22 protein-coding genes are annotated in these 25,448 nt (G+C 60.3%); 11 read left to right on the top strand and 11 right to left on the bottom strand.

All coding sequences use genetic code 11. The features are described 5' to 3' along the window. Positions 1–81 precede the first annotated feature (81 nt). From J2Z75_RS22900 to J2Z75_RS22885, 4 genes are all read left to right on the top strand, one after another. Positions 82–1,038: a class I SAM-dependent methyltransferase gene (locus tag J2Z75_RS22900; protein WP_209855096.1), complete on the top strand. Its 957-nt coding sequence runs from the start codon at positions 82–84 to the stop codon at positions 1,036–1,038. Positions 1,039–1,061: 23 nt separating this feature from the next. Continuing rightward, complete coding sequence (locus tag J2Z75_RS22895; protein ID WP_234937513.1) at positions 1,062–2,321, top strand: capsular polysaccharide export protein, LipB/KpsS family; 1,260 nt, start codon at positions 1,062–1,064, stop codon at positions 2,319–2,321. 433 nt (positions 2,322–2,754) lie between these two features. Next, positions 2,755–4,464: a 2-isopropylmalate synthase gene (gene leuA, locus J2Z75_RS22890; protein WP_209855095.1), complete on the top strand. Its 1,710-nt coding sequence runs from the start codon at positions 2,755–2,757 to the stop codon at positions 4,462–4,464. A 392-nt stretch (positions 4,465–4,856) separates the two neighbouring features. Further along, on the top strand, positions 4,857–6,806 hold the full coding sequence (locus tag J2Z75_RS22885) for a methyl-accepting chemotaxis protein (RefSeq protein WP_209855094.1): 1,950 nt from the start codon (positions 4,857–4,859) through the stop codon (positions 6,804–6,806). 70 nt (positions 6,807–6,876) lie between these two features. On the opposite strand, the gene J2Z75_RS22880 is transcribed toward J2Z75_RS22885, so the two are convergent. The 4 genes from J2Z75_RS22880 to J2Z75_RS22865 form a co-directional block, all read right to left on the bottom strand. Further along, positions 6,877–7,707, bottom strand: coding sequence for an anti-sigma factor family protein (locus J2Z75_RS22880; RefSeq protein WP_209855093.1), 831 nt, complete (start codon positions 7,705–7,707; stop codon positions 6,877–6,879). A 3-nt stretch (positions 7,708–7,710) separates the two neighbouring features. Further along, complete coding sequence (locus J2Z75_RS22875) at positions 7,711–8,229, bottom strand: RNA polymerase sigma factor (RefSeq protein ID WP_068956743.1); 519 nt, start codon at positions 8,227–8,229, stop codon at positions 7,711–7,713. 196 nt (positions 8,230–8,425) lie between these two features. After that, the gene (locus J2Z75_RS22870) at positions 8,426–8,983 is read right to left on the bottom strand and encodes a tetratricopeptide repeat protein (protein ID WP_209855092.1); all 558 of its coding nucleotides are present in this window, start codon (positions 8,981–8,983) and stop codon (positions 8,426–8,428) included. 159 nt (positions 8,984–9,142) lie between these two features. Further along, on the bottom strand, positions 9,143–10,045 hold the full coding sequence (locus J2Z75_RS22865) for a metallophosphoesterase family protein (protein WP_209855091.1): 903 nt from the start codon (positions 10,043–10,045) through the stop codon (positions 9,143–9,145). A 100-nt stretch (positions 10,046–10,145) separates the two neighbouring features. Between J2Z75_RS22865 and J2Z75_RS22860 the strand changes: the two genes are divergently transcribed. Continuing rightward, complete coding sequence (locus J2Z75_RS22860) at positions 10,146–10,634, top strand: NUDIX domain-containing protein (protein WP_209855090.1); 489 nt, start codon at positions 10,146–10,148, stop codon at positions 10,632–10,634. Position 10,635: 1 nt separating this feature from the next. Here the strand turns inward: J2Z75_RS22860 and J2Z75_RS22855 are convergent, their stop codons facing one another. Beyond that, complete coding sequence (locus tag J2Z75_RS22855) at positions 10,636–11,619, bottom strand: glutathione S-transferase family protein (protein ID WP_209855089.1); 984 nt, start codon at positions 11,617–11,619, stop codon at positions 10,636–10,638. Positions 11,620–11,899: 280 nt separating this feature from the next. On the opposite strand from J2Z75_RS22855, the gene J2Z75_RS22850 reads away from it, so the two are divergent. Together J2Z75_RS22850 and J2Z75_RS22845 are read left to right on the top strand one after the other, a co-directional pair. After that, complete coding sequence (locus J2Z75_RS22850) at positions 11,900–12,400, top strand: GNAT family N-acetyltransferase (protein ID WP_209855088.1); 501 nt, start codon at positions 11,900–11,902, stop codon at positions 12,398–12,400. Between the two features lie 98 nt (positions 12,401–12,498). After that, positions 12,499–13,671 (top strand): glycoside hydrolase family 5 protein, encoded by a 1,173-nt coding sequence (locus tag J2Z75_RS22845; RefSeq protein WP_209855087.1) that lies wholly within the window; start codon positions 12,499–12,501, stop codon positions 13,669–13,671. Positions 13,672–14,180: 509 nt separating this feature from the next. Here the strand turns inward: J2Z75_RS22845 and J2Z75_RS22840 are convergent. The 5 genes from J2Z75_RS22840 to J2Z75_RS22820 all read right to left on the bottom strand — a co-directional run bounded on the left by J2Z75_RS22840 (position 14,181) and on the right by J2Z75_RS22820 (position 21,831). After that, entirely contained in the window at positions 14,181–14,450 is a 270-nt protein-coding gene (locus J2Z75_RS22840) for a hypothetical protein (RefSeq protein WP_209855086.1), read from the bottom strand. Between the two features lie 559 nt (positions 14,451–15,009). Next, on the bottom strand, positions 15,010–17,079 hold the full coding sequence (locus J2Z75_RS22835; RefSeq protein WP_209855085.1) for a hypothetical protein: 2,070 nt from the start codon (positions 17,077–17,079) through the stop codon (positions 15,010–15,012). Positions 17,080–17,089: 10 nt separating this feature from the next. Then, entirely contained in the window at positions 17,090–19,897 is a 2,808-nt protein-coding gene (locus J2Z75_RS22830; protein WP_209855084.1) for a DUF4159 domain-containing protein, read from the bottom strand. Beyond that, positions 19,894–20,814: a DUF58 domain-containing protein gene (locus J2Z75_RS22825; protein ID WP_209855083.1), complete on the bottom strand. Its 921-nt coding sequence runs from the start codon at positions 20,812–20,814 to the stop codon at positions 19,894–19,896. Before J2Z75_RS22825 ends, J2Z75_RS22830 begins: the two co-directional genes overlap by 4 nt. Before the next feature lie 3 nt (positions 20,815–20,817). Continuing rightward, complete coding sequence (locus J2Z75_RS22820) at positions 20,818–21,831, bottom strand: AAA family ATPase (protein WP_209855082.1); 1,014 nt, start codon at positions 21,829–21,831, stop codon at positions 20,818–20,820. A 167-nt stretch (positions 21,832–21,998) separates the two neighbouring features. Between J2Z75_RS22820 and J2Z75_RS22815 the strand changes: the two genes are divergently transcribed. From J2Z75_RS22815 to J2Z75_RS22805, 3 genes are read left to right on the top strand one after another with little or no spacing between them, the layout of a single operon-like run. Beyond that, positions 21,999–22,622: a DUF1285 domain-containing protein gene (locus J2Z75_RS22815; protein ID WP_209855081.1), complete on the top strand. Its 624-nt coding sequence runs from the start codon at positions 21,999–22,001 to the stop codon at positions 22,620–22,622. Beyond that, entirely contained in the window at positions 22,619–23,251 is a 633-nt protein-coding gene (locus tag J2Z75_RS22810; RefSeq protein WP_209855080.1) for a CoA pyrophosphatase, read from the top strand. Before J2Z75_RS22815 ends, J2Z75_RS22810 begins: the two co-directional genes overlap by 4 nt. After that, on the top strand, positions 23,248–24,498 hold the full coding sequence (locus J2Z75_RS22805) for a CCA tRNA nucleotidyltransferase (RefSeq protein WP_209855079.1): 1,251 nt from the start codon (positions 23,248–23,250) through the stop codon (positions 24,496–24,498). Before J2Z75_RS22810 ends, J2Z75_RS22805 begins: the two co-directional genes overlap by 4 nt. Positions 24,499–24,501: 3 nt before the next feature. Here J2Z75_RS22805 and J2Z75_RS22800 read toward each other — a convergent pair whose 3' ends face one another. Then, positions 24,502–24,687: a DUF1059 domain-containing protein gene (locus tag J2Z75_RS22800; protein ID WP_209855078.1), complete on the bottom strand. Its 186-nt coding sequence runs from the start codon at positions 24,685–24,687 to the stop codon at positions 24,502–24,504. Between the two features lie 304 nt (positions 24,688–24,991). Between J2Z75_RS22800 and J2Z75_RS22795 the strand changes: the two genes are divergently transcribed. Then, positions 24,992–25,402: a DUF4168 domain-containing protein gene (locus J2Z75_RS22795; protein WP_209855077.1), complete on the top strand. Its 411-nt coding sequence runs from the start codon at positions 24,992–24,994 to the stop codon at positions 25,400–25,402. Positions 25,403–25,448 lie beyond the last annotated feature (46 nt).

Here is a 25,448-nt window from a genome sequence, read left to right as displayed (position 1 = left end):
AGTTGCCGCACGGATACACGAACGGGATGCCACAGTTCTGGTGAATTGAAACCTCAAATACGGGCACTTTTAGGAGCGGTAATGCCGATTCCAAATCTCAAGAAAAATGCTGTCGTTAAGGTCCGGCAATTGCTAAAAGATGGGAACATTGCTCCTGCAAGGATTATTTGTTCCCTTTTCGAATGCGACAAAACCGCTCCGGCGGAAGAGATAGCTTTTTACGGAAGGCTGCTTTTAATGACTCGTCAATACGGCCTGGCAAAACGGACCCTCCAATTTGCTTACGGCAAGTCAAGATCGGACGATGTTGGTCGCGATCTGGAAACGGCGACCTGGTTAGGCAAAAGCAGGAGTGATCTTCGTCAGATGCGGGCGGGCGCGGCACTGTCATTCGTCCTCGATTTGCCGGATGTGTCCCGGGTACTCGACGTTGGTTCCGGCGGTGGTCAGCATGCACAGAAGTTTGCTTCTGCGGGCAAATCGGTGCATTGCGTTGATTACGGACGCTCCGTCTACTTTCAGCGATCGGAAACGGTCCCAAAGCTTGAGGGGGGTGATGTCGTCGAATTGACGATCGGAGATTTCATGGATCTGCCCGTGCAGCAGCCATATGATCTGGTGTGGTGCAGCCATGTACTGGAACATCAAGTGGATGCGAATGCCTTTCTCAAGCGATGCCTCAGTTTCACCGCTGACGACAAATGGCTCGCAATAACCGTTCCTCCTCTGAAACACTCAATTGTCGGTGGTCATGTCAGTCTCTGGAATGCGGGACTGATTCTGTACCAACTGGTTATGGCTGGAAACGATTGCTCCGATGCGGTTGTCATGACATATGAATACAACATCAGCATCATTGTCAGGAAACGGATCATTTCCCTACCCGTACTGGATTACGATGCCGGCGATATCGACCGGCTTGCTGATTTTCTGCCGCATAATTGTGGTGAAGGTTTTGACGGACGTATGATAGGCGGTCGAACGCCTCGAATACCCAACGAATTGGAAACTCAGGAATTGACGGTTCCGATCCATTAAGATTCTGAACAGAGTTAGAAAGCATGAAAATTTCAAAATTGGCAAAGACTATTTACCGCGCTATAACGCGGCCATTATCCGCGAAAAAACGCAATTGGTTGAACCCTGGAACGGCAATCCCTTCGAGGAACGCTGTTCCTGAAAGTCTGAGTGAATTCCTCGCCAAAGGTAACGGTGCCAAGCTAGATAATCCGCCCCTTTTCGCTTTTTACTTTGATGATCGGAAGAGTTACCTAAAAAAGTGGTTTCCGGAGAAAACTTTGCTTCTTATGGGCATGCGCGTTGACAAGGGCATGTTCGAAAAGAATTTCAAGTCATTGTTGCTGTCCAATCCGGATTCCGAGATTTTGTCTTGGGGATACCGGGCCGACAAGTGGGTTTATGATTTTGCCAACGAGCATTGCATACCGCTAACCTATTGTGAGGACGGCTTCATCAGAAGCACCGGATTGGGCAATGAGAGGCAGCAGCCGTTGTCGCTTTGCTTCGATCGTCAAGGCATCTACTTCGACGCACGCTCGCCATCGGACCTTGAAACCCTGCTGTCGCTCTACGACTTTCAACGCGATGCGACGCTCATGGAGCGGGCAGCGGTGTGCAGGGAAAAGCTGCTTTCCCTGGGGTTAAGCAAGTATAACTTTGCCAGCCCACAGGACATTGACAATATTTACGGGCCAAAGTCGGGGAAAAGAATTCTCGTACTGGGCCAGGTCGAAACGGATGCATCCATAAAATACGGCTGCGAAAAGAAGATCAACAACAATGACGCGGTGCGCTTGGCCCGGGCCGAAAATCCGGATGCGCAGATTATCTACAAACCGCATCCCGATGTTCTTCACGGAGGCAAATTGCAGGTCTCTGACCCACAGGAGGTCGCGGATATTGCGACCGTCGTATACGAAAGCATTCCTTTCGCGCAGGCGTTGGAAACGATCGACCATGTCTACACCATCACGTCGCTTGGTGGATTCGAGGCTTTGCTGCGCGGAATCACGGTTACGACTTTGGGATGCCCGTTTTATTCCGGATGGGGGCTCACCGACGATCGCCAGCCCAATCCACGCCGTAAGCGCAACCTGACAATCGATCAGTTGTTCGCCGGGGCTTATATCCTTTATCCTTGGTATTTTCATCCCCTGGACAACCGTCGCATTGAACTTGAGGAAGCGCTTGAAGTTATGGCGCAGCTTAAAGCCGGGCGGGATGCAGGGATCGATGCGACTCCATCTGCGCTTATGGGAATTGCATTACCCAACGTTGTGGCTGCGTCGGTAACGACGTGATGTCGCCAAGGGAACCGGCACAGTTCCAAACCACCGTGCCGGTCCTCGTCTTTGGCGATCCAATCATCGTTCGATCGTTCCGAAAGCAGAGTCTTCACGGATTTTCTCGGTTGCCCTTGCCTCCGCCTCCGGTTATATACCGCTTTATGTTGAAGTCAGGCGCCATCATCATCGAACAGGTTTCCCGCGGGCACATTGCCTTTGCGGAGCGTTCGCGCGCCTTCACATCGCTTCTTCTTCTCGGCCTTACACGCGGTTGCCGGGTTCTTTGAAGGAGCGCCCGGTGGCCGAAAGCCCACCGGCCCCAGCTCCTTGCATCCTGTGAATTCCAGATACGAAAAGAACCCGAGAGCCAGCATTTTGCCGTCGCAATGCGACCGTTGATCGGTTATTGCATGCGGGCCATGCGCCTCACAGATGAAGAGAAGCCGCAATGATCATGAAGTCCCACACCGTCAAGCAGGGCATGCCCGAGGCCGCGGTCAAGTACCAGCCCTATCCGCAGATCAATATTCCCGACCGCACCTGGCCGGGCAACACCATCACCAAGGCGCCGATCTGGTGTTCGGTCGACCTGCGCGATGGCAACCAGTCGCTGGTCGACCCGATGGGTCACGACCGCAAGGCCCGGATGTTCCAGCTGCTGCTCGACATGGGCTTCAAGGAAATCGAGATCGGTTTCCCGTCCGCGTCGCAGACCGATTTCGATTTCGCCCGCTGGTGCGTGGAGGAGGGCAATGTTCCCGCCGACGTGTCGCTGCAGGTCCTGGTCCAGTGCCGTCCCGAACTGATCACCCGCACGTTCGAATCGCTGCAGGGCGCCAACAAGCCGATCGTGCATTTCTACAATTCCACTAGTGAGCTGCAGCGCCGCGTGGTGTTTGCCAAGGACGTGCGCGGCATCAAGCAGATCGCCACCGATGCGGCCAAGATGATCGCCGACATGGCCGCCAAGGCCGGTGGCGGCTTCCGCTTCGAATACTCGCCGGAAAGTTTTACAGGCACCGAGCTGGAAGTGGCGCTGGAAATCTGCAACGCGGTGTCCGAGATCATTCAGCCGACGCCGGACAACAAGCTGATCCTGAACCTGCCCTCGACCGTCGAGATGGCGACGCCGAACATCTACGCCGACCAGATCGAATGGATGTGCCGCAATCTCGACAATCGTGAAAACCTGATCATCTCGCTGCATCCGCACAATGACCGCGGCACGGGCATCGCCGCCACCGAACTGGGCCTGATGGCCGGCGCCGATCGTGTCGAGGGTACGTTGTTCGGCAATGGCGAGCGCACCGGCAACGTCGACGTGGTGACGCTGGCCTTGAACATGTTCACGCAAGGGATCGACCCCGAACTGGATTGCTCCGACATCGAACGGATCAAGGAAGTCTACGAATATTCCAACCAGATGGTCATTCCGGAGCGTCACCCCTACGTCGGCGAACTGGTCTACACGGCCTTCTCCGGCTCGCACCAGGATGCGATCAACAAGGGCATGAAGGCGATCAAGGTTGCCAACAAGCCATTGTGGGAAGTGCCGTACCTGCCGATCGACCCACAGGACGTCGGCCGTTCCTATGAGGCGATCATCCGCATCAACTCGCAGTCCGGCAAGGGCGGCATCGCCTATATCCTGCAAGCCGACTACGGCATCAACCTGCCGCGCAACCTGCAGGTCGAATTCCGCGAGGACATCCAGCGCATCACCGACGAACATGGCAAGGAACTGCCGTCGAAAGCGATCCATGGTCGTTTCATCGAGCGTTATGTCGATCAACCCGGCGCCCGCATCCGCTTCGTCGATCACCACACCTATCCGGTCGGCGAACACAAGGGTCTCCGCGTCGTTGCCGCCGAGATCACCGACGATGGCGAGACCAGACGGATCGAGGGCAAGGGGACAGGTCCGATCGACGGCTTCATCAATGCGCTGTCGATCTATCTCGGCATCGATATGTCGGTTGCCGATTACTCCGAGCATTCGCTGCAGCACGGCTCCAATGCCGCGGCGATCGCTTATGTCGAAGTCGAATATTCGGGCGGCAAGCTCTTCGGTGTCGGAATCAACACCAATATCGTCGCGGCGTCCCTTGAAGCCATCGTTTCGGCTGCCAATCGGGTTCTTGAGCAGAAGCAACGGTAAGCTTCGTCATTTCGAACAAGCATGAGAATCAAACAGTTCAGGACCGCAGCGCCACCGCTGCGGTCTTTTTGTGTGCGCTGCGGTATGATTTTTCAGGAAAATCCGAAACTGCGAATCCTGTTTTGTACTTTGGGTAAAATTATGGATTATTCTGCGCGTCATGATTGTATCTGCATTCGCGCTAAAGTTTAATTTTTCATTAAAAGAATTTATTAACCACAAAGATCTAATATGCCTGTCCAGTAAGACAGCTGGACACACAGCGCCGTATTCGGCCTGCTGCCATGAAGGCACGCCCGATCCCGATTAGCCGGGATGTCTTGATTATCTCATTCATTTGAAAAGCGCTGCCTGTGCCTGTTTCTGTGCGCCGGCCAGTAGGAGGATTCAACATGAAACTAGGTTTCGGCATCGGAATGCGCCTAGGCATTGGCTTCGGCTTTCTCGTTCTGCTCATGCTTCTTCTGACCCAGCAATCGGTGTCGAAGGTCGACGCGATCAACAGCGATCTCGGCGAGATCAACGACGTCAACAGCGTCAAGCAGCGTTTCGCGATCAATTTCCGCGGCAGCGTTCATGACCGCGCCATCGCCATCCGTGACGTGACGATCGTCGAGACGCCTGAGGAGCGGCAGGCTGCGGTCTCCTTGATTGCGAAGCTTGCCGATACCTACGCTGCCAATGAAGCGAAGATGAAGGACATGATCGCCGCCGGCGCGTCCGACCAGGAAAAGACGATCCTTGCGGAAATCGCCGACATCCAGTCAAAGACCAACCCGCTGGTAGCAGAAATCGTTTCCCTCGAAGACAAGGGAGACAAGGCTGCGGCCAAGAAGATCCTGCTGGAGCAGGCGCGCCCGCTGTTCGTTTCGTGGCTCGGTGCCATCAACAAGTTCATCGACTACCAGGAAGAACTCAACAAGTCCGTCGGCGGTGATATCCGTGGCGTGGTGAGCGGGTTCCAGACGATGGCTCTTGGTTCGCTGGCCGGCGCGGTCGCGCTGGCGATGATCGCCGCTTTCGTCGCGACCCGGTCGATCACCGGCCCGATGGCAAAGCTGCAAGCTGCGCTTCGCCAGATGGCGCAAGGCAAGCTGGACGGCGACCAGGCGCTCGATGCCCGTCGTGATCAGATCGGCGATCTGGCCCGCGCCGTTGGTGCTGTCCGCGACGCCGTCGGCTCGCAGGCCGCGCGCCAGGCTGAAAGCGACGCAGAGCGGGCGGCTGCCGAACGAACTCAACTGGAAAATACTGCCCGCCAGCGCGACGCGGAAACTGCCCAGACCAACCATGCCGTGGCCCAGCTTGGTGAAGCGTTGGAAGAGATGGCGAATGGCAATCTCGAATTCCGCCTGTCCGAACCCTTCGGCTCAGCTCTCGACGAGTTGCGCGTCAACTTCAACAATTCCGTCGACAAGCTCCATTCGGCTCTCAAGGCGATCGGAGGCAATGCCTTTTCGATCGACGCCGGCGCTAAGGAAATTAGCGGGGCGGCCAACGATCTGGCGCGCCGGACCGAACAGCAGGCGGCCTCGATCGAACAGACGGCCGCGGCACTGGACGAAATCTCCGCGACCGTCAACGATTCGACCAAGCGGGCCGAAGAGGCGGGAACTTTGGTTGCCAAGACGCGTGCAAACGCCGAGCGCTCCGGCGAGGTCGTCAAACGCGCAGTCGCGGCGATGGGCCAGATCGAAGGCTCATCGAACGAGATCAACAACATCATCAGCGTCATCGACGATATCGCCTTCCAGACCAATCTTCTGGCGCTGAACGCCGGTGTCGAAGCGGCACGGGCAGGGGACGCGGGCAAGGGCTTTGCCGTCGTGGCACAGGAGGTGCGCGAGCTTGCCCAGCGCTCTGCCAATGCCGCCAAGGAGATCAAGCAGCTGATCAACAATTCCGGCGAACAGGTGCGTTCCGGTGTGACGCTGGTCGGCGAAACCGGCAAGGCGCTGACCGAAATCGTCGCCGAGGTGCAGGAGATCAACCGCCATGTCAACTCGATCGTCGAATCCGCCAAGGAACAGTCCGTGGCGCTGAAGGAGATCAACGCCGCCGTCAACACAATGGATCACTCGACGCAGCAGAACGCCGCGATGGTCGAGGAAACCTCGGCTGCCAGCCAGAAACTCGCCATGGAAGCAGCATCGTTGTCCGATCAACTGGCAAAATTCCGCTTCGAAGGCGGCGGCAATGTCAGGCATGTCCAGGCAGCCGGACCTTCATCGACGCCGCGTTCTTCACCGGCTGGCGCCATGATCCGCAAGGTGGCCTCGGCCTTCGGCGGCCGCGCCCCGGCGGCCCAGGCTCAGGCATCAAACGACTGGCAGGAGTTCTGATATCTGAATACCACCAAAAAGGGCCGCATCCCGACAGAGGCGGCCCTTTTTACGTGAGCGGTGTCGGTCTTCAGATCGTCGCCGATACGGCGTCGGCAAGCTGCTGAAGATTGGCATCGGCCGAAGGGCCGACCACCACGTAGGCCGCACCGGCCTTCTGCCAGGAAATCATCGCGATATCGTCGCGCATGCTTTCGGTCATCTTTCCGTCCGTCGTACCGGGTCTGCTCTTGAGGAAGCAGATCGCGAAAACGTCGCCGTCCTCGTCCTTGTACATCAGCTGTGCCACCGGTTTGCCGGCTGCGACCAGCAGGCGCGCGCCTTCAAAGGTCAGGCCTTTGTCGCTGAGATCCGGCAACGCGAAATTCACCCCGACGCTTGAGGCCAGCCAGCTCTCGATCTTGGTGTTGCCGGCCGGAACTTCGACCAGATGTTCCGCCGTTTGCCGCGAATAGATGCGGTGGTAATCGGCGATATCGTCGAGCCAGGTGCGGGCAGCGGCCATGTCCACGGGCGCAACGCCGTCATTGCCGGTCTTACCGATGATAAAGCCGGTCGAGCCGCCGACGAGCAGCAAAGCGATCGACGCCGCGAGTGCCCGCGGCCAAAGGCGCAGCCTTGCCTGGCGCGGCGCGGCGTTGACGACGCGCTCGGACTTCGGATTGACGCCGGGTCCCTGCTTGATGCGACGGACCAGCGACAGCGGGACCGGATCGTGCAGAAATTCCTCGAATGCCTTGTTGCCGAAGGCGTTGCCGGCCTTCAGCATTTCAAGCACCAGCCGGGCTTCGTCATCGCGCGCCACCAGCTGTTCCAGTTCTTTCCGTTCCGCTTCATTCACTTCGCCGTCGATATAGGCCGACAGACGAACTTCAAGCGCGAGCCCCTTCGTGTTTTGCAACGTTCAGGCCCTCCTTTCCGTCGTCTCTGTAATCATTGCGGCCAGACGCATGCGTGCGGTCGAAAGCCTGCTCATCACCGTGCCGATCGGGATCTTCAGAATATCGGCGGCTTCCCGGTAGCTGTGCCCCTCGACATTCACCAACAGGAAGACGCTCGCCAGCCCTTCCGGCATGGAGAGGATCATCTTCTGCAACTGGTTGGCGTAAACGGCCTTTTCGCCGGATGCCTCGATCGACAGTTCGTCCTGTTCGGATGCATCGACGGTGCCGCCGCCGGTGCGTACCTTGCGTTTTCTGATTTCGTCGATCCACAGGTTGCGTGTCATTGCGTATATCCAGCTTTCAAGCCGCCCTTCACCGTTCCAGAGGTGGTTGCGGGTGATCGCACGCTCGCAGACCTCCTGAACCAGGTCATCGGCGTCGGCGGCGTTGCGCGTCAGTGTCATTGCGAAACGGCGCAACTTGGGCAGCACACTGACCAGGTCCCGTCTGAATTCGTTCGATTCTGCCGCTGGACGCATTGCTCTTCCAAAGAAACGTTCCGGATCGGGATTTTATTCGTCCGGGTCGAAATACACGCCGGTTGATATGAAACATTTGACCCATGGTCTGCAAGTCGGCAGCCGGCCGGAAGCACATATTTCGCCGCTTCGGGACATTTCTCAATACCAAATAACAGGCCGAGCAACCCTGAAGAGCAGCCCGGCCTGGTCTCGATCAATAATGGCGGACGCCGCCGAGGGATTCGAGAAGCGCGCGGTAGGCCCAGCTGTTTTCGCCACCACGATCGCGAATCTCGATCAGCTGCGCCTTGGCCTCCTCGACCTTGCCCTGTTCGATCAGCGCCTGGCCCATATAGGAGCGGGCGAGGATGTAGTTCTCGTCCGCCTGCAGCGCGCGCTTGTAGAAGCTCATGCCGAGTTCCATGCGTCCGGCCTTGCGGTTGGAATAGCCGCGATAGTTGAGAATACGGGCGCTGTTCTGGTCCTTGACGGCGTCCAGCACCTTCAGCGAGTTTTCATACTGGCCGGCATAGGCAAGTTCGCGCGCCGCCTTGAACAGGGTGTCGTCATCGAGCCCGCTTTTCTTCGGATCGGCACATTCCTTCTTCACCTCGTCCCAGACCTTTCCATCCTTGCATTCGGTCGAAGTCTTGGTTTCTTCCGGCGGCTTGGTCGTGTCTTCGCCGGCGGCCCAGGCCGATTGGCCGAGGGCAAAGAGGGAGGCGGCTGAAAACAGGGCAATCAGTGCGGTCTTGCGATTGATCATGGTCATCTCCTGGCTGAAAACTGCTTCCGGCAAACCGGGTTGCGCGACGTCCTTGCGGGGGCCAGCGGTCCTGTCTTCCGGTCAGTCACGTATGACGGATGACGAGCGCCGATTATTTCGTCAGCATAGCGGTTTTTGGTGTTTTGGCGAGTAACGATCGCAGGATCAAAAGCGCGTGGTTTCGACCAAAGTCACCGAACGGCCGTCCATGGTGAGTTCGAAGCGCTCGCGGACCAGGTTCCATTGCCCTGGGCTTCCAGAGATGAAAAACAGGTTGAATCCGGCCGGCGGTTTCTTGCCGCCCCGGCCTTGAGATGCCGATGCGATGCCGACGACCGGTACCGGTTTCACCTGGCCCTTGAGCGAATAGACCGTGTTCAGATGCGTATGCCCGTGCAGCACCAGTTCGGCGCCGCCGGCGGTAATCGTGGCGGCAAACCGCCTGATGCCGAGCATGCGCTTGTGCATGGAGGTTGCCCCCCGGATCGGCGGATGGTGGATCATCACGACGCGGAACAGGCCGGCTTCGCCCGCCGCGCGCAGCAGATTGACTGTTTCACGCGCCTGGCGGCTGCCGAAATAGCCGCTGGCAGCAAAGGGCGGCGTGGCAACCGCGGTCGAGCAGCCGATCAGCGCCACGGGTCCGCGAACGCGCAGATAGGGATAGCAGTGAAAATCCTCGTCCCATTCCGCCGGTCCCCGCTCGCCGCGCATATAGGGATACCAGGCCCTGGTGGTTTTCTCGTAGGCGCCCGGTACATAGGCATCGTGGTTGCCGGGCACGATCGAGATGTTCTCCGGCTCGCCTGCCTCCTTCAGCCATTCGGTCATCACCTCGATTTCGCGGGAGGAGGCGAGGTTGACCAGATCGCCGGTGATCGCCAGATGATCCGGATCGACCCGCTCGATCTCGTCCATCAAAAGGTTGAGCGTATCGCCGACAAGATGGTTGCGGCGGTTGCGGTGCCAGTTGACGAAGCCGGTGATGCGTTTCGATGCGAGTTCGCGGAACGAAAGATCGGGCAGGGGGCCAAGATGAATGTCGGAAATATGCGCGAGTTTGAACATAACTGGTACCTAGCGCATATTCCTGAAAAGGGGAATCACTCGACGCGGTTTATCCTCCCCGAGACGATGGGTGAGCAATGACGGAAGGAACCCGATCGGCATGAGCGAAACGCCACCGGAAATGCGCAGCTGGAGATCCAGGCTCTTTACACGCCTGGTCCATAGCTATTTCGCGCTTGCGCGGGGCATGACGATGGGGGTGCGCGCTGCCTGCTTTGACAGCGAGGGCCGGGTTTTCCTAGTCAGGCATTCCTATATTCCCGGTTGGCACATGCCGGGCGGCGGGCTGGAGCGGGGCGAGACGGCCTTCCAGGCGCTGGTCAAGGAACTGCGCGAGGAGGGAAATCTGGAAATGACCGATCTCCCTGAACTCTTTCACGTCTATTTCAACCGTCAGACCAGCAAGCGCGATCACGTCGTTTTCTATCGTTGCCGCAATGTCCGGCAGGTCTCGCCGAAGAAGCCGGGCCTTGAGATCGTCGAAAGCGGCTTTTTTACGCTGGACAAACTGCCGGCGGATACGACTGCCGCCACCCACCGGCGTCTGGCGGAACTCTCGGGGAGCGCTCCGCCAGCCGATTTCTGGTAGCTCAGGCGGCCAGCGTCTCGCGGCCATGCGGTGCGTCGAGGGCGAGGATTGGCCCGACGGGAACCACGCCGGTCGGATTGATCATCGTGTGGCTGCGGTAATAGTGTTCCTTGATGTGGCGCATGTTGACCGTCTCGGCGACGCCTTCGACCTGGTAAAGGTCCTGCAGGTAGCCTTGCAGGTTCCTGTAGTCTGCGATGCGGCGGATGTTGCACTTGAAATGGCCGACATAGACCGGATCGAAGCGCACCAGCGTCGTGAACAGCCGCCAATCGGCTTCGGTGACCCTTCCGCCGGTCAAATATCGCCGTGTCGACAGCCGCTCCTCCAGCTCGTCCAGCATCTCGAACAGCACCGTGACGTTTTCCTGGTAGGCGTCCTGCGTCGTGGCAAAGCCTGCTTTGTAGACGCCGTTGTTGACGGCGTTGTAGATGCGCTCGTTGAGACCGTCGATTTCGCCGCGCAGGTCTTGCGGATAGAAATCCTCGTTCGAACCGGTCAATCCATCGAAAGCCGAATTGAACATCCGGATGATTTCGGAGGATTCGTTCGAGACCATCCTGTTCTGCTGCTTGTCCCAGAGCACCGGCACGGTGACGCGGCCGGAATAGTGCGGGTCGGCCTTCACATAGACCTGCCAGAGCGCGTCCGAGCCGAACAGATGATCGACGGTGCCGCCGATCTCGTTCTTGAACTCCCAGCCCTTCGACAACATCAGCGGATCGACGACCGAGACGGTGATCAGGTCTTCGAGCTTCTTCAGCTTGCGGAAGATCAGCGTGCGATGCGCCCAGGGGCAGGCGAGCGACACGTAGAGATGATAGCGCCCGGCCTCCGCCTTGAAGTCGCCTTCGCCGGAGGGGCCGGCCGAGCCGTCGGCGGTGATCCAGTTGCGGAACTGCGCGGCCGCCCGCTTGAAATGGCCCTTGGTTTCCTTCGTATCGTACCAGACGTCCTGCCAGACGCCGTCAACCAGCATGCCCATCGTCGCTATCTCCCGCGGCGAGAGCGCCGCTTGTTCCGTGAATTCGTTGTCCTCTAAATAGCGACTATAGGCGGCGCATATAGCCCGCAAATACTGAACAGTGCGTTTTAGGCTTTGACGTGGCGCTTTTTTCTGCTATCCGGCCATCCAGAATTTTCATGCACACGGATTCAATTTGATGTTTTTCCCGGGAAGCCCACGACGACGCTGATGCCGAAAACGCCTTGAGGGCGAAGCCATCACCTTTTATCCGTCTCGTATGCCCGGTTTCCCGATGTTCATGAAAAAGCACGACCTCGTCTATCTCACCGAAGACGCTTCCCACGACGCTGCCATCGACCTCATCAATGAGGAAGCATTCGGTCCCGGCCGGTTCGCCCGCGCCGCCGCCCGCATCCGCGAGCAGGGTCCGCACGACCTGTCGCTGTCCTTCGTCTGCGCCGACGATGGCGAAACCATCGCCTCGGTGCGGATGACCCCGGTTCTCGCCGGCTCCATCAAGGGCCACCTGCTCGGGCCGCTCGCGGTGCGCCCGTCGCACAAGAACCGCGGTATCGGCCGGGAACTGGTGCGCATCGCCGTCGAGGCGGCGCGGCGCAAGGGGTCGCAATGCGTCATCCTGGTCGGCGACCCGCCCTATTACCAGCCGCTCGGCTTCGAGAAGGTCGCTTATGGCGCGCTCACTTTTCCCGGGCCGGTCGATTTCAATCGCGTTCTGGTCGTGCCGATGACGGAAGACGTTCATGCCGGCCTGAAGGGCGACATCCATTGGCGGGCGTGATTGCCGGGCAAGGGAATACCGGCGGATAAGTCCGCCGGTTTCCCAATTCCGCCACAGTGACTGCGAATATCCCGGCCATCGCAACCGGGATATTGTCAATGCGTCTCCTGCCGGCCTTCTTCGCCTCGCTTCTGTTTGCCAACTCGGTCTCCGCCGCCGATCTCATCCATTTCTGGGACAAGCCGCAGCACGGTGGCAACAGCTTCAATCGTTTGCCGCCGGACCAGGCCTATTTCGACGCCCTGAAAGGCTATGGCGCCAGCTGGGTGCGGCTGTCCTACGACAAGTGGAAGCCGGCGAAACGCGACTTCCTGATTGGCGATGCCGACAAATACGAGGGCATTCCGGCGCAGGACCTTGCGACGCTGAAGGCGACGCTCGACCGGGCCGACAAGGCCGGGCTAAAAGTCGTGATCACGCCGCTGTCGCTGCCCGGCATGCGCTGGGCGCAGAACAACGGCAACACATTCGATGGCCGGATCTGGCAGGACGAGGTGTGGTGGGCGCAGGCCGCCGCCTTCTGGAAGGATCTGGCCGCGGCCCTGAAGGATCACCCCGGTGTTGCGGCCTACAACATCATCAACGAGCCGGCACCGGAGAAGAACAATGGTGTTGCCGAACATGCGAGCGCGGATGCGATGGGCGCCTGGTATGCCGGGCAGGCTGGAACGGCGCGCGACTTGCCTGCCTTCTACGAGACGGTCATCAAGGCCATCCGCGAAGTCGATCCGTCGACGCCGATCATGGCCGATGCGGGCTGGTATGCGGCAGCCGATGCCTTCAGCTATTGGCCAAAGCCGCTCGCCGACGACAAGGTGCTCTACAGCTTCCATATGTACGAGCCCTATGCGGCCACCAGCGCGCCGAATATGAAGCGCGAAACCCCTTATGCCTATCCGGGCAAGGTGCCGTTCGGCGATGCTGACGAGACCTGGAACCGCGAGCGTGTCGCAGCTTACCTGAAACAGCCGGTCGACTGGGCCGACAGCCATAATGTACCCCGCAACCGCATGGTCGCCGGCGAATTCGGCTGCATGCGCCGCTGGGCAGGCTGCACGACCTATCTCGAGGTCGTGCTGACGTCGCTCGACGACAGCAAGCTGCACTGGGCGTTCTACAGCTTCCGCGAGGATAGCTGGGATGGCATGGATTACGAGCTCGGCTCGAAAAAGGTCCACTGGAAATATTGGGACGCGATCGATGCCGGGGAACCCGATCCGGTCAAGCGCAAGCCCGGCCCGGAATTCGATCCGATTCGGAAGAGGTTGTAGGCGGCCCGCAGAAGAAGACTGCGCGCCAAGCGAAGGTTGAACCCCGCACTCATTTACCGGTCGGCCATACAGAAGGCTTGCTTTGGCTGACCGAGGCTAGCCTGAAAATGCTAGTCGAAATCAAAACTCCCCCACTTTTTTGCATTTTGTATTGCCGCCATAAGAGTGTCGTGCCCTTGATCTCTGTGATCTATAGGCTCATCTAAAAAAAGCTCTATGGAATTTTTTCGCAAATTGTACATCTCGCGTATTTCCTCGTCGGGCCTATATGCGTCAATGCTTTGAACGTAATATAGATTAGATCCCAAATGGCTGAAGCAAATAAAAACGTATACAAATTTACTATTATTTGAGTTTTCCCACACCTCAATTTTTTCGTACATTTTTATTTCAATAGCTCCCTTCTTCCAGACATAACTCCGCTCCCGTATTTGCTTTGGTATTTTCGAGCTAAGTCACAAACTTTCCAGAAGGTGTCGTTACTGCCGCCTTTTTGCTCTTTACATGTACTATATTTCCAGTCTCTGTGTCCTTGTATTCGCGTCCTTCGCGAATAATTCGCCCTCACCGACCGCCCTATGTGGGTCGGTTTTTGCTTCTTCAGCCCGTTGGCGTCCATGCGCTGTGTATGGGTCAAAAGTTTTCTTCTTACCATCGGGATCGTCATCATCAGGATCATCGTCGTTCTTATTTTCGTCTGGCGTTGCACCACCAACTGACGCACCGTCTTTTTTCGAAAAATCAGACTCATCTCCACCACCAGCGGACGAATTGGACATCACCCCTAAGTCAATTGCCTAGGTGCTACAATGACCAACTCATCGTCAATCAATGTGACGAGTGAAGCGCGGCCACGGATCCTCATGTGCGTTTTCGCGTCCTTTCGGCATTCGGGTTCATGATTGATCCGATAGTTGATTAGCCGTCGCCATCCTTCATGTGAGAGCGCGATCTGTTCTGCCGTTGGTATATCCACCCCCGATGAGGCCCGGATTTCTTTGATCAGCAATGTCCAAGATGCCTTCTCGCGAAAAAGCCTATCGACTAGAAAGAGAACACGATCTTCCATTTTCATATCCAACGCTGCCTTCGTTGAAGCGCTTAGAGGTCAAGTCCGAGAAGATTGCTAATAGAACCTAGCTTGACTGGCAACAACCACGGCTAACGGTCATTCCTAAATTTCAATCACGGTAACGCAACCCGCGCCGCCAAATCGGGAGCAAGTGCCATGCAGCTCGAATAAGAGGTGCTACTGGCGATAGGTTAGTGATATGTCGTGTTGCTAACTCAGGAGTGAAACCCGATGGCGCACCACTAAAACTGCCGTCGGACAAATATTCACCGCCCCTCGCGATGCCAAGTCGCCGAAAGCACGAACAGCAGCGCCGCCAGACCAAGGAAGCCGGCAAACAGCGACAGCGAATTGATGCCCTTCAGCACCGTCTCGTCGGTCATGCGCAGCGACATGCGCTGGTCGTCGGCAACGCGGACGGCGCCGCGCACCGGCAGGATCGGCGGCAGGTCGACCGGACCATTGGCATCGGCAAGGCGCTGCACCAGTCCCTTGGTCTTTTCCGCCCAGGGCGTAAGCGTTTCCGTGGTCGAGATCGTCGCCTTGAACTCCGGCGCATCGACGCTGCCGACATGGACCAGCGTGTTGAGTTCGCCATTGGTGACTTCGAACAGGCCGGTCTCGGCCGTGCGGACACTGGCCTTGTAAAGGCCCGGTTCGCCTTCCTTGAGAGCGATCCTCTCCGTCTTGCCCGAGGGGTAGGTCAATGTGGCTTCGCCCGGATCGCCGGCAATGGTCTGGCGGGCGATTTCGAGCGTCCGGCCGCTGGCATGGGCCGTGAGCGCCTCTTCCTCCAGCGCCGGTTCCTGCATCAGCCAATGGGCCGTGCGGCGATAGAGCGAAACGCTCGGGCCGCCGCCCTCAAAGCCGCGCGACCAGAGCCAGCCCTGATCGGACAAGAGCATGGCGACGCGGCCCTTGCCGACGCGGTTCAGCACCAGGAGCGGTTTGCCGTCGGCGGCCTGCATCACCGTCTGGCCGAGCGGCTTGTCGACATCCACCGTGCGGAACCAGCGGCCCCAATGCGGCGGCTCGCTGTCGGCGCCCGCGAGGCCGCGGGTGACCGGGTGTTTCTTTCCCTCATCCGAAAGACGCGGATAGAAGGCCTTTTCATTCATGAAGCCGGTGGGGCTTGCGGGAAGTACGGCCGACAGCGGCGTCGTTGCAATCGAATCATCGCCGGCATGTTCGGGGCCTGCCGCGATCAGCAGCGCGCCGCCGTTTTCGACATATTGGGCGATGTTGTCATAGTAGAGGATCGGCAGAACGCCGCGATGCTGATAGCGGTCGAAGATGATCAGGTCGAATTCCTTGATCTTCTCGACGAACAGTTCGCGCGTCGGAAAGGCGATCAGCGACAGTTCGTTGATCGGCGTGCCGTCCTGTTTTTCCGGCGGCCGCAGGATGGTGAAATGCACGAGATCGACGGCGGCGTCGGATTTCAACAGGTTGCGCCAGGCGCGTTCACCGGCATGTGGCTCGCCCGAAACCAGCAGCACGCGCAGGTTTTCGCGGATGCCGTCTATGACATGGACGGCGCGGTTGTTGGCCTCCGTCACTTCGCCGGCAACAGGTGCCACGGCGAATTCGAGGATGTTGTTGCCGCCACGCGGGACGGTGAAGGCGAAGGGCACGTCGGTGCCGGGCTCAGCCATTTCCGTGGCGATCCGGTTGCCGTTGAGGCTGACGGTGACTTCCGCCGTGCCGCCGGGGGCTTTGCCGTCATCGGCGATGCGGAAGGTGACCTTCTGCTCCTCGCCGACAATGCCGAAGCGCGGGCCGCTGACGATCTCGATGCGGCGATCGAATTCGTCCGGCTTGCCGGTGATCAGCCCATGGATCGGCGCGTCGAAGCCGAGCGTCTGGTTGACGTCCGGAACATCATGGATCTGGCCGTCGGTGATGAAGATCGCGCCGCCGACGCGGGCGGGCGGGACATCGGCCAGCGCCGTCTGGAGGGCGGTGAAGAGCTTGGTCGACGGCGTTTCTGTATTCTCGTCATCTGCCGCCTCGACGATGCGCGCCTCGATCTGCGGGAATTTGGCCAGCCGCTGCTTCAGCGTTGCCAGCGCCGCATCGGTCATTGCGCGGCGGCCGGCATTGTCCTGGCTCTGGCTGCGATCGACGACGACCCCGACGATGGTCGAGAGCGGTTCGCGCTCCTCCTGGAAGAAGACGGGATTGGCGACCGCCAGGCACAGGGCCACCAGCGCCGCCGTGCGGAACGCCACGCCGCGCACGCCGCGCCAGAAGCCGAGCGCCGACAGCAAGATTGCCACGAGCGCAAGAGCGGCGATCGCGGACCAGGGCAATAGAGGCTGAAAATCGAGTGTCATCGCCATGCCCTCACTGGCCAAGCCGTTCGAGCAGAGCCGGGATATGCACCTGGTCGGCCTTGTAGTTGCCGGTCAGCATATACATCATGATGTTGACGCCGGAGCGGAAGGCGAGTTCGCGCTGCTGCTCGTCCGGCGGCACGGTCGGCAAAAGCGGCATACCGTTGGTGTCGATCGCCCAGGCGCCGGCGAAATCATTGCCGGTGATCATGATCGGCGACACGCCGTCGCCCGAGCGCGCCGGCCTGCCGGTCGGCTGTGAGCCATTGTCCGGTTGAGCCTCGATCCACAGCGGGCTGCCATTGTAGCGTCCGGGGAAGCTCGACAGCAGGTAGAAGGACTTGGTCAGCACATTGTCGGTCGGCACCGGCTCCAGCGGCGGGATGTCGAGATCGGCAAGGATCGCCTGCAGCCGCTCGCCGTTGGGACTGGTACCGGCGCTCGTTCCAAGCGAGGAGAATTGGTCGCGCGTGTCGAACAGTACCGTGCCGCCGGCACGCATATAGGCGTCGATCCGGCTGATCGCCGCCGGGCTCGGCATCGGCGCATTGGCCGACACCGGCCAGTAGATCAGCGAATAGAAGGACAGCTCGTCCGAGGCGATATCGAGGCCGATCGGCGGGCCGGGTTCGAGCGTCGTACGGTAGGTCAGGAATTCGGTCAGACCGGCAAGGCCGCGCTCGGAAAGGCGGTCGACATCGGCTTCGCCGGTGATGACATAAGCCAGATGGGTCTTGTCCAGTTGCCGGAGGATCAGGTCGTCGCCGGGCCTGCTGTCATCGGCAAGCGAAGAGGCGGGTGTTATGATCAGCGTACCCGCTGCCAGCGCCAGGACGATCATGGCCGCGGCCGGCATTCTCAGCCGTGCAAAAGCGCCGCCCATGAACAGGACGACGGCCGTATCGATCAAAAGCAGGATGAGCGCCGCGGCAAACAGCGACGGTTTCAGCGACCACGCCTCGGCGCCGATCAGCGGTTCGGCGGTGTAGGGTATGGAAAGACCGGTGGCGTCGATCGGCTTCAATTGCGTATCGCGGGGCAACAGGTTCAGGGCGGTAAATCCTTCTTCCGAACCATAAAGGCCGGGCGGGTTTTCGGCGGTGGAGACCGGCGTCGTTCCCGCCGCGATTTCCAGCGGCCGCGCCCGGCCGGTTTCGCTGATCAGCACGCCGTCGGCATTCAGCAGGCGGTACGGTGCCAATGTCTGGCCCGACGCTGCTCCGTCGCTCGCTACACCGCCGCTGCGCGACAATTGCACGCTCCGGCGCAGCATCTCGACGAAATCGCCCGAGATCGGCAAGTTCGACCAGGTCGCCTCGGCGCTGACATGGAAGAGGATGATGCGGCCGGCGCCTTGCGTCTTGGTTGTCACCAACGGCGTGCCGTCGGCAAGGCTTGCCCAGGTGCGCGACGAGAGATCGGCGGTCGGTTCGGCAAGAACCTGCCGCTTGACGAGGATGCCTTCGGGACGCGGCATGCCGGCAAAAGGGCTCAGCGCCGGATAGTCGGCCAGCGGCTGCGGCTCCGACCAGGACAGGGCACCACCCAGTGCGCGTTCGCCCTGTCGCAACGTGACGGGCACCAGCGGATCGTCGGCAGGGGCGGCGGCCAGGCGCGGACCGGCAAAGCGGATCAGCGTGCCGCCGTTTTCGATCCATTTGGTCACCGGCGCATAGGTCTCTTCCGGCAGGCGGCCGATATCGGCCATGATCAGCATGGATGGCTTCTGCGCCAGCAGTTCGGGGATCGACACCGCCAGATCGGCTTCGTTTGGCTGGATCAGATCGGCATAGGGTGCGAGTGCCCGATTGATATAGTAGAGCGGGGAGAGCAAAGGCTGCGACTGGTCGCGCGCCTCGCCGCTCAGGAGAGCCACGCGACGGCGGCGGAAGCCGTCGTCGAGCAGGAACGTGCCGCCGGCCGTCGCCGCGCCGTCGATGGCGACCCGCGCGAAATCGTTGCGCAGTTCGAACGGCGCTGCGAGCGTTCCCTTGGCCAGCCCTTCGCCGGCTGCAAAGGCGAGAGAGCCATTGGCGATCGCCCGACCGCGCGTATCGTAGGCGGTGATCGGCAAAGTCCGTGCAGTGGCGGTATCGAGGCGGGTGGCGCTAACCACCATCGACTCGGCATCATTGGCGGAATTGCTGATGGCCACCGCCTGGTCGTTGCTGCCCTCGATCAGTCTGAAATTTTCCGGGGAGAGGGCGGCGAGTTCCGCCATGATCTTGGTGTCCCCCGCATCGATACCGTCCGACAGGAAAGCCAGTGTGCCCGGAGCCGTTCCATTGAGCCCCGTGCGCAAGGCGTTGATCGCCGCTTCCCGATTGGGGCGTAGCGGCTGCGGCGCGGCGGCGGCCATGCGGTTGCGCGCAGATGTTGCCGATCCCGGCACGGCATTGTGTTCGCTGTCGGCGGTGAAGACGATTGCGACCGGCAGGTCCTTTGCTTCCGCGTCTCCGATCAATGCGTCCGCCGTTTCGACGCGACGCTGCCAGTCGGTTGCCGTCGCCCAGCTGTTGTCGATCACCAGCGCCAGCGGACCATTGCCGGCCAGCGTGTTCGAGCGCGGATTGAAGACCGGATCGGCGATGGCGAGGATGATCGCAGCGGCCATCAGCATGCGCAGCAGCGTCAGCCACCACGGGCTTTTCGACGGTGTCTCCTCACGCTTGAGGACGCTGGCGAGAATCCTGAGCGGCGGGAAGACTTCGGTCACAGGCTTCGGCGGCGTCATGCGCAAAAGCCACCAGATCGCCGGCAGGGCGACGAGGGCTGCGAGCATCAGCGGATTGGCGAAGATAAACGGCAGGAAGCTCATAGCTGGCCTCCATGGGTCGCGCGCCCGGGCATGCCGGAGAGATACATGTGCACCGCCACCAACGCTTCGGAGGCAAGATGGTCGGTCCGGTGCGGCGTGAATGTCCAGCCGAGATGGCGGAGGTTTTCGCCGAGGCTGTCACGCCGGGCAATATAGGCGCGTCGATAGTCGTCGCGGACGATCTCGGCACGGCCGGCCGTCAGCTTTTCGCCGGTTTCCGGATCGGTGAATTCGGTGCGGCCGGCATAGGGGAAACTCTCCTCGGCGGGGTCGGCGATCTCGACCACATGGCCACGCAGGCCGCGGCGGGCAAGCGGTCCGAGCTGTGCCATGATCGTGTCGGCCGGGTCGAGGAAGTCGCCGATCAGCACGAGGTCGCTCGCCCCCCGGATCATTGCCGTTTGCGGCAGGCCGCCGGACAGCGGCGTGTGCATCAGCGCCGTTGCCAGCCGTTCGGCGGCGTTGCGGGCCGAGACAGGCTCCATCACGCCGGGGCAGCCGATGCGCTCGCCGGAACGGGCGAGAATTTCGGCCAGCGCCAGCATCAGCACCAGCGCCCGGCTTTCCTTGGAGACGGCACCGAACTTCGACTTGTACATCATCGACGGGGAGAGATCGGCCCAGAGCCAGATGGTATGGGCTGCCTCCCATTCGCGGTCGCGCACATAGGTATGATCGTCGCGGGCCGAACGGCGCCAGTCGATACGTGACAGGCTTTCGCCATCGCTATAGGGGCGGAACTGCCAGAAATTTTCGCCGATGCCACGCTTGCGGCGCCCGTGCCAGCCGGAGATGACCGTGTTGGCGATGCGCTTTGCCTCGACCATGCAATCGGGGATCAGCCGGGCGCGGCTCTGCGCGCGGGAAAGAACCTCTCCGGACGGCGTCGGTTCGACGATTTGCCCTATCGAGGCCATTCATTATCCCTTGGCTTGCTTGACCAGGCCGGTGATGACGTCACGCACCGACATGCCTTCCGCCCGTGCCGCGAATGTCAGCGCCATGCGGTGCTGCAGAACCGGTTCGGCGAGCGCCATGATGTCATCGATGGATGGTGCCAGCCTGCCGTCGTAGAGGGCGCGGGCGCGGGCGCAGAGCATCAGCGACTGGCCGGCGCGCGGGCCGGGACCCCAGGCGACGTTCTTGTCGGTTGCCGCGTTGCCGTTTCCGGGGCGGGCCGAACGCACCAGCGATAGAATGGCATCGACCACCTTTTCGCTGACGGGCATCTGGCGGATCAGGTGCTGGATATCCTGAAGCTGCCTGGCATCGATGACGCCGTGAACTTCGTTTTCATGGATACCGGTGGTTTCCAGCAGGATCTGCCGTTCGGCGGCAAGCTCGGGGTAACCGACATCGACCTGCATCAGGAAGCGGTCGAGCTGGGCCTCGGGCAGGGGATAGGTGCCTTCCTGCTCCAGCGGGTTCTGGGTTGCCAGCACATGGAAGGGCTGCGGCAGGTCGTTGCGCTGGCCGGCCACCGTGACGTGATATTCCTGCATGGCCTGGAGGAGCGCCGACTGGGTGCGCGGGCTGGCCCGGTTGATTTCGTCGGCCATCAGCAGTTGCGTGAAGATCGGGCCTGGCACGAAGCGGAACGACCGCCGGCCGTTTTCGTCCTGGTCCATCACTTCCGAACCGAGGATATCGGACGGCATCAGGTCCGGCGTGAACTGGATACGGCTGGAGTTGAGGCCAAGCACGGTGCCGAGTGTCGAGACCAGCTTGGTCTTGGCAAGACCGGGAACGCCGACCAGCAGCGCGTGGCCGCCGGAGAGAACGGCCAGCAGCGTCTGTTCGACGACGCTCTCCTGGCCGAAGATCACCTTGCCGACTTCCTTGCGGATCACGGCGATTTCGCCCAGAGCCTTTTCGGCGGCGGCGATGATCGCCTTGTCGTCGATCGCGCCGTCTGTCGTCTTCATCACACCCATCGTCTGTCTCCAGTGGCCGGCAATGGTGCCGAATCGCGAAAAGCGCTCTTTCCGTCTCTGTTTTTCAATCTATGCTCCGCCCGGTGGCTGACAAGACGCAAGCAACGCACTATCTCGTGAGGCGGTGCTCGATAAAACGCAAGAATAGGGCCAAACGGGACGGAACGATGGCGGATGCCGAAATACATGGGACAGGCGATGCGGCGGGCCTTGCGGCGCTGATCACGCGTGCTGCCGGCCAGACCAACGGGCAAACCAGGGGTTTACCGCCCGTTGAGCGGTGGAATCCACCGTTTTGCGGCGATATCGACATGGAAATCCGCGCTGACGGCACTTGGTTCTACATGGGCACGCCGATCGGCCGGCAGCCGTTGGTGCGGCTGTTTTCGACGGTTCTGCGCAAGGACGAGGACGGCCGGACCTATCTCGTAACTCCTGTGGAAAAACTAGGCATCCGCATCGTCGATGCGCCTTTCGTCGCCGTTGAGATGAATGTGACACAAAGAGGTGGTGAGCAGGTGCTAACATTCCGCACCAATGTCGGCGATGTCGTGGAGGCAGGGGGCGAGCACGATCTTCGCTTCGTCATCCATGGCGAGAACAGAGAATTGAAACCGTACCTGCATGTGCGCGGACGGTTGGAGGCGCTGGTTTCGCGCGCGGTGATGTATGATCTTGTCGCACTCGGCGAGACCGTGGTGATCGACGGCGTCGCGATGTTTGCCGTCCGCTCCGGCGGCGTGGTGTTCACCATCATGCCTGCCCAGGAACTGGAAGCGCTTTCGGCATGACCGATATCCTGTTTTCAGCCGAGGATTTTCGGCGTCGCGCGTTGGAGCAATCCGGCAGCCCGGTGGAGGATGCCTGGCGCGAGCATGGTGATTTCCTGCTCAATCCGGATGTCATCCCCTATCTCGAAACGCTGAAATTGAAGGATGCCGCCGTTCTCGTTCCGGTCATCGACGATGGCGACGAGGCACGCGTTATCTTCACCCAGCGCACCGCCACCTTGCGCAAGCATTCCGGCCAGGTCGCATTTCCCGGCGGTGCCATCGATCCGGAGGATGACACACCGGAGCGTGCTGCCTTGCGCGAAACCGAGGAGGAAATCGGCCTTGACCGGCGTTTCGTCGAGACGGTGGGGCGGTTGCCCCACTACATGGCGATGTCCGGTTTCCGCATCACGCCGATCCTGGCGATCGTGCAGCCGGGCTATGACCTTGCGCTCAATCCCAATGAGGTTGCCGCCGTCTTCGATGTGCCGCTGTCGTTCCTGATGAACCCCGACAATCACGGTCGCGGCCAGGCCACCTGGAAGGGGGCCGAACGGCATTTTTACAGCATGCCCTATGGCGAGCAGCATATCTGGGGCATTACCGCGGGCATTGTCCGCATGTTGTACGAAAGGCTTTATGCATGACCTCCGTTGCCACTGAGGCCTGGTTTTCGGCACCTGCGCTGACGCGCGTCTTCGATCTGCTGAATGCCGATGGCGGCGAAGTCCGTGTCGTCGGCGGCGCTGTGCGCAACAGCCTGATGGGCCTTGCCGTCGCCGATATCGATATGGCGACCACGCTGCTGCCGGAAGAAGTCGTCGCCCGTGCGAAGTCGGCCGGTATAAAGTCGGTTCCGACGGGGATCGAGCATGGCACGGTGACGCTGGTGGTCGATGGTGCGCCCTACGAAGTGACGACGCTGCGCCGCGACGTGGAAACCGACGGTCGTCGTGCCGAGGTCGCTTTCGGCACGGATTGGCAAGTGGATGCCGAGCGACGCGACCTGACGATCAATGCGCTCTATGCCAATGCGAAGGGTGAGGTCATCGACCTTGTCGGCGGGCTCGCGGACATCGAAAAACGCAATATCCGCTTCATCGGCAATGCCGCCGAGCGCGTCGCCGAAGACTATCTTCGGGTTCTCCGCTTCTTCCGCTTCTTTGCCCACTATGGCTCCGGCCGTCCGGATGCCGACGGTTTGCGCGCCTGTGCACAGGCGCGCTCCAAGCTGTCAGGGCTTTCCGCCGAGAGGGTGTGGTCGGAGTTGAAGAAGCTGCTTTCGGCTGAGGATCCGGGGCGGGCCTTACTCTGGATGCGTACTTCCGGGGTGCTGACCGAAATTCTGCCGGAAAGCGAAAAATGGGGTATCGACGCAATTCCCGGACTGGTGTCCGCTGAACAGACATTCGGCTGGCAACCCGATCCCCTGTTGCGGCTTGCTGCGATGATTCCGCCGGATGCCGAGCGTCTGGATGCGATGGCAAAGCGGCTGCGGCTGTCGAAGGCGGAGGCTGCCAGTTTCGCCGCATGGACAAAGGCGCCGCGCCTGCCGGCCGTCATCGCTGATACGGCTTTTGATCGACTCCTCTACCGCAACGGAGCCTATGGTTTGATGACGAGCCTCCGGCTTGCACTGGCCTCGTCGCGGCAGAAATCCGAAAACGATCCGGCGCAACTGCCGGAGACGGCACGGCTGAAACGATTGCTGACACGGGCGGAGAAATGGCAGAAACCGGTCTTCCCGCTGACGGGTTCCGACGTTCTGGCCGTGGGCATTCCGGCGGGTCCGCGTGTCGGGGAAATCCTCGGGCAGCTTGAGGACACCTGGGTGGACGGCAATTTCAATGCGGACCGGGCAACGCTTGTTGCCCGGCTTCAGTCACTGGTCTGAAAATCAGGCCGCTTTCGTTTCCTCGACGATGCGCGCCTTGATGTTGTCGACCATGGTTTCTCGGATCAGCGTTTCGCCGTGGGACTGACGCAGGTGATCGACGGCGCGGCGTACGACTTCCGCGTCGCTGTCGGCGCGGGTGTGCCAGTCGCAACCGGGTACGAGGGACCCGCATTCAAACAATCGCATGATGCTCCTCCTTATTTTGCGTATTCCGCCTGACCGGTGGTTTCCGGCGGGCGGGATACGTCCAGTATAACCGAAAACGCCTGCCGTTGGTTCCCGGACTGCGAGAAGCGCCTTCCTGTTTCTGACGATGGTGCAATCATTGCAAATGGGCGGCCGGCAGCGGCAGGATCGCGACATGGCCTTGAAGCTTCCTTCTCAGGGTCACATTGTCGCCCGATCCATCCTGAAGTTTGTCGTCAGGGGTTCGCCCCTCCGGAAAGGCGGTGAAAACCGTCTTGAGACTGACTTAAGGAAGGACACGCATATGACCATTCGCCACATGCCCGTCGCAGCTTTGACCGCTGCAGCACTCAGCCTGATCGTCATCAACTCGCCGGCTTTTGCGCAAGGGGCCGCCGAGCCGCAAGGCACGCAGCCGATACAGGGCACAGCACCCGCTGCCATCAGCGATCAGAAAATCGAGGCCTTCGCCGTTGCCTATCTGCAGGTCGACAAGGTGCGTCAGGACTATGCCGCCAAGATCGGCGCCGAAAAGGACGCTGTTAACAAGCAGAAGCTGCAGAACGAAGCCAACCAGCAGATGATCAACGCGGTCGAAAAGTCACCCGGCATGTCGCTGGATGAATACAAGACGGTCATCACCGCCGCGCAGACCAATCCGGATGTCGCCAAGAAGGTGCAGGAAAAACTGAAGGTTACCAACTCCGCCCAGTAGGGGCGTGGTCAGCATCGGAGCAGGGCCACTCTATTGCGCCCTGCTC

It is taken from the genome of Rhizobium herbae (assembly GCF_017873135.1).
Classification (GTDB): Bacteria; Pseudomonadota; Alphaproteobacteria; order Rhizobiales; family Rhizobiaceae; genus Pararhizobium; species Pararhizobium herbae.
Note: the sequence above shows the minus strand (reverse complement) of the source record. Positions and strands in the feature narration are given on the sequence as shown.

Bases quoted from the DNA above. Each gene is read 5' to 3' on its own strand.
- J2Z75_RS22900 (WP_209855096.1), top strand. From the start codon at position 82: ATGCCGATTCCAAATCTCAAGAAAAATGCTGTCGTTAAGGTCCGGCAA.
- J2Z75_RS22895 (WP_234937513.1), top strand. From the start codon at position 1,062: ATGAAAATTTCAAAATTGGCAAAGACTATTTACCGCGCTATAACGCGG.
- leuA (WP_209855095.1), top strand. From the start codon at position 2,755: ATGATCATGAAGTCCCACACCGTCAAGCAGGGCATGCCCGAGGCCGCG.
- J2Z75_RS22885 (WP_209855094.1), top strand. From the start codon at position 4,857: ATGAAACTAGGTTTCGGCATCGGAATGCGCCTAGGCATTGGCTTCGGC.
- J2Z75_RS22875 (WP_068956743.1), bottom strand. From the start codon at position 8,229: ATGCGTCCAGCGGCAGAATCGAACGAATTCAGACGGGACCTGGTCAGT.
- J2Z75_RS22870 (WP_209855092.1), bottom strand. From the start codon at position 8,983: ATGACCATGATCAATCGCAAGACCGCACTGATTGCCCTGTTTTCAGCC.
- J2Z75_RS22865 (WP_209855091.1), bottom strand. From the start codon at position 10,045: ATGTTCAAACTCGCGCATATTTCCGACATTCATCTTGGCCCCCTGCCC.
- J2Z75_RS22860 (WP_209855090.1), top strand. From the start codon at position 10,146: ATGAGCGAAACGCCACCGGAAATGCGCAGCTGGAGATCCAGGCTCTTT.
- J2Z75_RS22855 (WP_209855089.1), bottom strand. From the start codon at position 11,619: ATGGGCATGCTGGTTGACGGCGTCTGGCAGGACGTCTGGTACGATACG.
- J2Z75_RS22850 (WP_209855088.1), top strand. From the start codon at position 11,900: ATGAAAAAGCACGACCTCGTCTATCTCACCGAAGACGCTTCCCACGAC.
- J2Z75_RS22845 (WP_209855087.1), top strand. From the start codon at position 12,499: ATGCGTCTCCTGCCGGCCTTCTTCGCCTCGCTTCTGTTTGCCAACTCG.
- J2Z75_RS22840 (WP_209855086.1), bottom strand. From the start codon at position 14,450: ATGTCCAATTCGTCCGCTGGTGGTGGAGATGAGTCTGATTTTTCGAAA.
- J2Z75_RS22835 (WP_209855085.1), bottom strand. From the start codon at position 17,079: ATGACACTCGATTTTCAGCCTCTATTGCCCTGGTCCGCGATCGCCGCT.
- J2Z75_RS22830 (WP_209855084.1), bottom strand. From the start codon at position 19,897: ATGAGCTTCCTGCCGTTTATCTTCGCCAATCCGCTGATGCTCGCAGCC.
- J2Z75_RS22825 (WP_209855083.1), bottom strand. From the start codon at position 20,814: ATGGCCTCGATAGGGCAAATCGTCGAACCGACGCCGTCCGGAGAGGTT.
- J2Z75_RS22820 (WP_209855082.1), bottom strand. From the start codon at position 21,831: ATGGGTGTGATGAAGACGACAGACGGCGCGATCGACGACAAGGCGATC.
- J2Z75_RS22815 (WP_209855081.1), top strand. From the start codon at position 21,999: ATGGCGGATGCCGAAATACATGGGACAGGCGATGCGGCGGGCCTTGCG.
- J2Z75_RS22810 (WP_209855080.1), top strand. From the start codon at position 22,619: ATGACCGATATCCTGTTTTCAGCCGAGGATTTTCGGCGTCGCGCGTTG.
- J2Z75_RS22805 (WP_209855079.1), top strand. From the start codon at position 23,248: ATGACCTCCGTTGCCACTGAGGCCTGGTTTTCGGCACCTGCGCTGACG.
- J2Z75_RS22800 (WP_209855078.1), bottom strand. From the start codon at position 24,687: ATGCGATTGTTTGAATGCGGGTCCCTCGTACCCGGTTGCGACTGGCAC.
- J2Z75_RS22795 (WP_209855077.1), top strand. From the start codon at position 24,992: ATGACCATTCGCCACATGCCCGTCGCAGCTTTGACCGCTGCAGCACTC.